This is a genomic window from Streptomyces sp. NPDC058457, from assembly GCF_042720695.1.
GTDB lineage: Bacteria > Actinomycetota > Actinomycetes > Streptomycetales > Streptomycetaceae > Streptomyces.
Window position 1 is genome coordinate 1 of sequence record NZ_JBHXLU010000181.1, and the last position, 3,717, is coordinate 3,717.

At 73.6% G+C, this 3,717-nt stretch carries 4 protein-coding genes and 1 pseudogene; 2 read left to right on the plus strand and 3 right to left on the minus strand.

The window, feature by feature from the left end; translation table 11 throughout:
* Positions 1–140: pseudogene (locus ACFWPS_RS53800) on the plus strand (esterase); the annotation flags it as partial.
* A gap of 7 nt (positions 141–147) precedes the next feature.
* On the opposite strand, the gene ACFWPS_RS53805 reads toward ACFWPS_RS53800, so the two are convergent.
* Positions 148–504 carry a 5-carboxymethyl-2-hydroxymuconate Delta-isomerase gene (locus ACFWPS_RS53805; protein ID WP_383721861.1) on the minus strand — a complete coding sequence of 119 codons (357 nt, stop codon included), beginning with the start codon at positions 502–504 and terminating at the stop codon, positions 148–150.
* A gap of 397 nt (positions 505–901) precedes the next feature.
* Here ACFWPS_RS53805 and ACFWPS_RS53810 point away from each other — a divergent pair, with 397 nt between their 5' ends.
* Entirely contained in the window at positions 902–1,735 is an 834-nt protein-coding gene (locus ACFWPS_RS53810; RefSeq protein ID WP_383721863.1) for a class I SAM-dependent methyltransferase, read from the plus strand.
* A 22-nt stretch (positions 1,736–1,757) separates the two neighbouring features.
* On the opposite strand, the gene ACFWPS_RS53815 is transcribed toward ACFWPS_RS53810, so the two are convergent.
* A complete protein-coding gene (locus ACFWPS_RS53815) occupies positions 1,758–2,438 on the minus strand; it encodes a response regulator (RefSeq protein ID WP_383721865.1) in 681 nt (226 codons plus the stop codon).
* The gene (locus ACFWPS_RS53820; protein ID WP_383721867.1) at positions 2,435–3,640 is read right to left on the minus strand and encodes a sensor histidine kinase; all 1,206 of its coding nucleotides are present in this window, start codon (positions 3,638–3,640) and stop codon (positions 2,435–2,437) included. The genes ACFWPS_RS53815 and ACFWPS_RS53820 overlap by 4 nt, the downstream gene beginning before the upstream one ends.
* Between the last annotated feature and the right edge of the window lie 77 nt (positions 3,641–3,717).

Consider the following 3,717-nt stretch of genomic DNA (forward strand, 5'->3'; position numbering starts at 1 on the left):
GCGTACCCGTCACCGCCGTCCGCTACCAGGGCATCATCCACGACTTCGTGATGCTCAACGCCCTGCGCGAGACCCACGCAGCCGAAGCCGCCATCAGCCAGGCCGTCGCCGTCCTGCGCAGCGCGCTGCACACCGCCTGACGGCGGCTCAGAAGGTCCGGAGACGGTACGACCCGGCCAGGTCACGCACCTCCACGGAGCAGACCACGGCCTGGGTCGTACCCACCCCCAGGTGCTTCTCCAGCAGGGCCAGCACGTCCTCGGACAGCCGGGCCTTGACCGCGTGGGACCGTCCGGGGAACAGCCCCACCTCCACATGCACGAAGGCCGTCGCGTCGCCGTACCGATCCGCCACGCGGGCCTCGGCCGCCTGCCGGAACAGCGTCTTGCAGGTTCCCGCCGAACCGCTGCCCTCCAGCACCGTCGGCTGCAGTTCCGCCGCGAAGACCCGCAGGTCGAAGGAGTCGGCGATCCGCGGGGAGTAGTCGACGGTGATGTGCGGCATGGCGACCCTGATCCTCTTGGCCGGTTGGGTTCCCCGAACGTGTTCCGCTGTGACGGTCACCCTCGGCACGACTGGTGTGCGGCGAAGATAGTTGTACCAGCCGTCCATCTGCCGGAGGTCCGGCGGTGGGGCCCTGGCCGCCGGGTCCCCTGACCGGTCGGGGACCCGGCGGGCTCGCGGCTCACGTGCCCCGGCCCTTGGGCCGATCGGCCGTTCGTGCGGCGCGCCTCGGCCGTGCGGGCGGCCGCCGCCGGAGGATCGGTGGAGCGGCGGCCCGTTAGCGCCGCCCCGCTTCTCCCCCACACATGTGCGAAGGCCCCGCCATGAAACTCTTCGACGATCCGCTGTTCCCGCTGCTCCTGCCCGACGGCGGCCCGGGTGTCACTCCGGCGGCGGCGTGACCGGCACGCCGGGCGGCGGCCGGTACGGCGAGGCCGTCTTCCGTCCCGAACAGGCCGGCGAGGGCGAGCGCATCGACTTCGGCGCCCTTGCCTACGACGACATCACCATGGCGCGGCTGCGGGCCCTCGGGGCCGGTCCTGGATGGCGCTGCCTCGACGTGGGGGCCGGTACGGGCACGGTCTCCCGCCGGCTGCTGGACGAGACCGGGGTGACGAGCGTGCTCGCCGTGGACCGCGACGTGCGCTTCCTGGCCGAACGGCCCGGGCTGGACGTGCTGGAGGCCGACATCACCGCCCCGGACGCCGTCCGCGGCCGATTCCGGCTCGTCCACGCGCGCTTCGTGCTGATGCACCTGCCCGAGCACGAGCGTCTGGTCGCCACGCTGGCCGAACTCGTCGCGCCCGGCGGCGTGCTGGTGCTCAGTGACGCGGTCGACCTGACGAGCGACCGGGCGCCCGGCACGCCGTACACGACGGTGATGCGGGCGATGTGGCAGGGGCTGCGGGCCACCATCGGCACCGATGTCTCCTGGGTGCCGTCGTACCCGCAGTTGCTGCGCGGCGCGGGGCTCGGGCCGGTCGCCGCCGAGATCCATGTGCCGCCGCTGCTGCCGGGCAGTCCCATCAGCCGCTTCTGGGCGGACACCTGGGACCGGAGCCGGGCAGCGATGCGCGCCACCGGCCTGGTCGACGACGCGGCCGTCGACGCGGCGGTCCGGTACCTGGCCTCCGAGGAGTGCGCCGCGCTGTCGGCCGGCATGCTCACCGTCTGGGGCTGGAAGGCCGCAGCGGACACCGGAACACCGTTCGGTCCGGCGGCGGAACCCTGACGGGCCCGGCAGTTCGGGGAGCTCAGGCCTTTCGTGACTCGGGGCGTACGAGGCCGGTCTGGTAGGCGATGACGACGAGCTGGGCGCGGTCGCGGGCGCCGAGTTTCGTCAGGGCGCGCTGGATGTGGCTGCGGACGGTCAGCACGCTCAGGACGAGTTCCCGGGCGATCTCGTCGTTGGATCTGCCGCGGGCGGCGAGCACGGTGACTTCGCGTTCGCGCGGGGTGAGGTCGTCGAGGCGTTCCGGGGGTGCCAGCAGGGGACCGGGAGCCGGGCCCGCGAGGAAGCGGCTGATGAGGGCACGGGTGGCGCCCGGGGACAGCAGGGCCTCGCCGGCGGCGACGGTGCGGATGCCGTCGAGGAGGGTGTCGGTGGTGACGTACTTGCCGAGGAAGCCGCTGGCGCCGACGCGCAGCGCCCGGGCGACGTACTCGTCGGTCTCGTACATGGTGAGGACGAGGACGCGGGTGCCGGACAGGCCGGGGTCGGCGCAGATGGCGGCGGTGGCGGCCAGGCCGTCCGTGCCGGGCATGCGGATGTCCATCAGGACGATGTCGGGGCGGTGGGTGCGGGCGAGGTCCACCGCCTCCTGCCCGTCGGCGGCCTCGGCGACCACCTCCAGGCCCGGGCAGGAGTCGATCAGCAGCCGGAACGTGCCGCGCAGCAGGGCCTGGTCGTCGGCGAGCAGGACACGGATACTCACGCGGCGGCCTCTGGTTCTTCCGGTGCGAGGGAGTGGAGCGGGAGGGCGGTGGTGACCTCGAAGCCGCCGCCCGGGCGGGGTCCGGCCCGCAGGTCGCCGCCGACGGAGTGGGCGCGCTCGCGCATGCCCATCAGGCCGAAACCGCCGTCGGCGGCCTCCGCGACGGCGGCGGTGCCGTCGTTGGTGACCGAGATGAGCAGCCTGCTCCTGGCGTAGCTGAGCCGGACGTCGGCGCCCTGGCCGGCGCCGTGCTTGGTCACGTTGGTGAGGGCTTCCTGGATGATCCGGTACGCCGTCAGGTCGACGCCCGGTGACAGGGGCCGCGGCTCGCCCTCGGTGATGAGGGTGACGTCGAGGCCGGCGCTCGCGCAGGTCTCGACCAGTTCGGGCAGCCGGTCCAGACCGGGGGCGGGCTCCAGGGACTCGGCGTCCGGGTCACCGGACTGGCGCAGCACCCCGACGGTGGCCCGGAGCTCGATCAGTGCGGAGGACGTGGTGGCCGTGAGTCCGTCGAGCAGCTTCAGCGCCTGGTCGGGCCGGGTGGGTACGAGGTGGCGGGCGGTGCCGGCCTGGGCGTTGGCGACGGCCATGTGATGGGCGACGACGTCGTGCAGCTCCCGGGCGATCCGCATGCGTTCCTCGGCGACCCGCAGCCGGGCCTCCTCCTCCCGGGTGCGCTCGGCGTACACGGCCCGGGCCTGTACCGACTCCAGGTAGGCCGTGCGCAGCCGGGCTCTGCTGCCGCCGACGAGGGGCAGCAGCAGCCACAGGACGGGGCCGACGGTGCGCAGCAGCAGCATGTCGGTCGTGGGGTTGTCGAGCATGGCGGCGATCACCACCACGGCCATCGCGGCCAGCCCGAACGCCCGCGCGATTCTCCGCTCGGTCTCGGCGGCCACCCAGTACAGGGCCAGCATGAGCGGGGCCAGCATGAGGGGGGTGGGAATGTAGCCCTGGGCGAGCGTGGCCACCGTACCGGCCATGGCCACGGTGGCGACGGCGCGCGGGTGGGCGCGCGCCCGCAGCAGGGCGAGGCAGGTGACGGCCGCGATGGCGATGGCGGGCCACTGCTCCTGTGGCTGACTGAGGCCGGGGAAACGGAGCAGGGCGCCCAGGGTCACGCAGCCGAGCAGCGCCAGGCCGGTGGCCGCGTCCACGAGAGCGCGGTAGCGTCCCGTTCCCCTGTCCAAGCTGGTGGTCATGTGTTTCTCCGGGTGAGGGGCCTGGTTCCATGGTGGCCGACGTCCGCGGTGGAACACCCGGCGGGCCGCCCGTGACC

Coding starts and splice junctions, on each gene's coding strand:
- ACFWPS_RS53820 (WP_383721867.1), bottom strand. CDS start 3,640: ATGACCACCAGCTTGGACAGGGGAACGGGACGCTACCGCGCTCTCGTG.
- ACFWPS_RS53805 (WP_383721861.1), bottom strand. CDS start 504: ATGCCGCACATCACCGTCGACTACTCCCCGCGGATCGCCGACTCCTTC.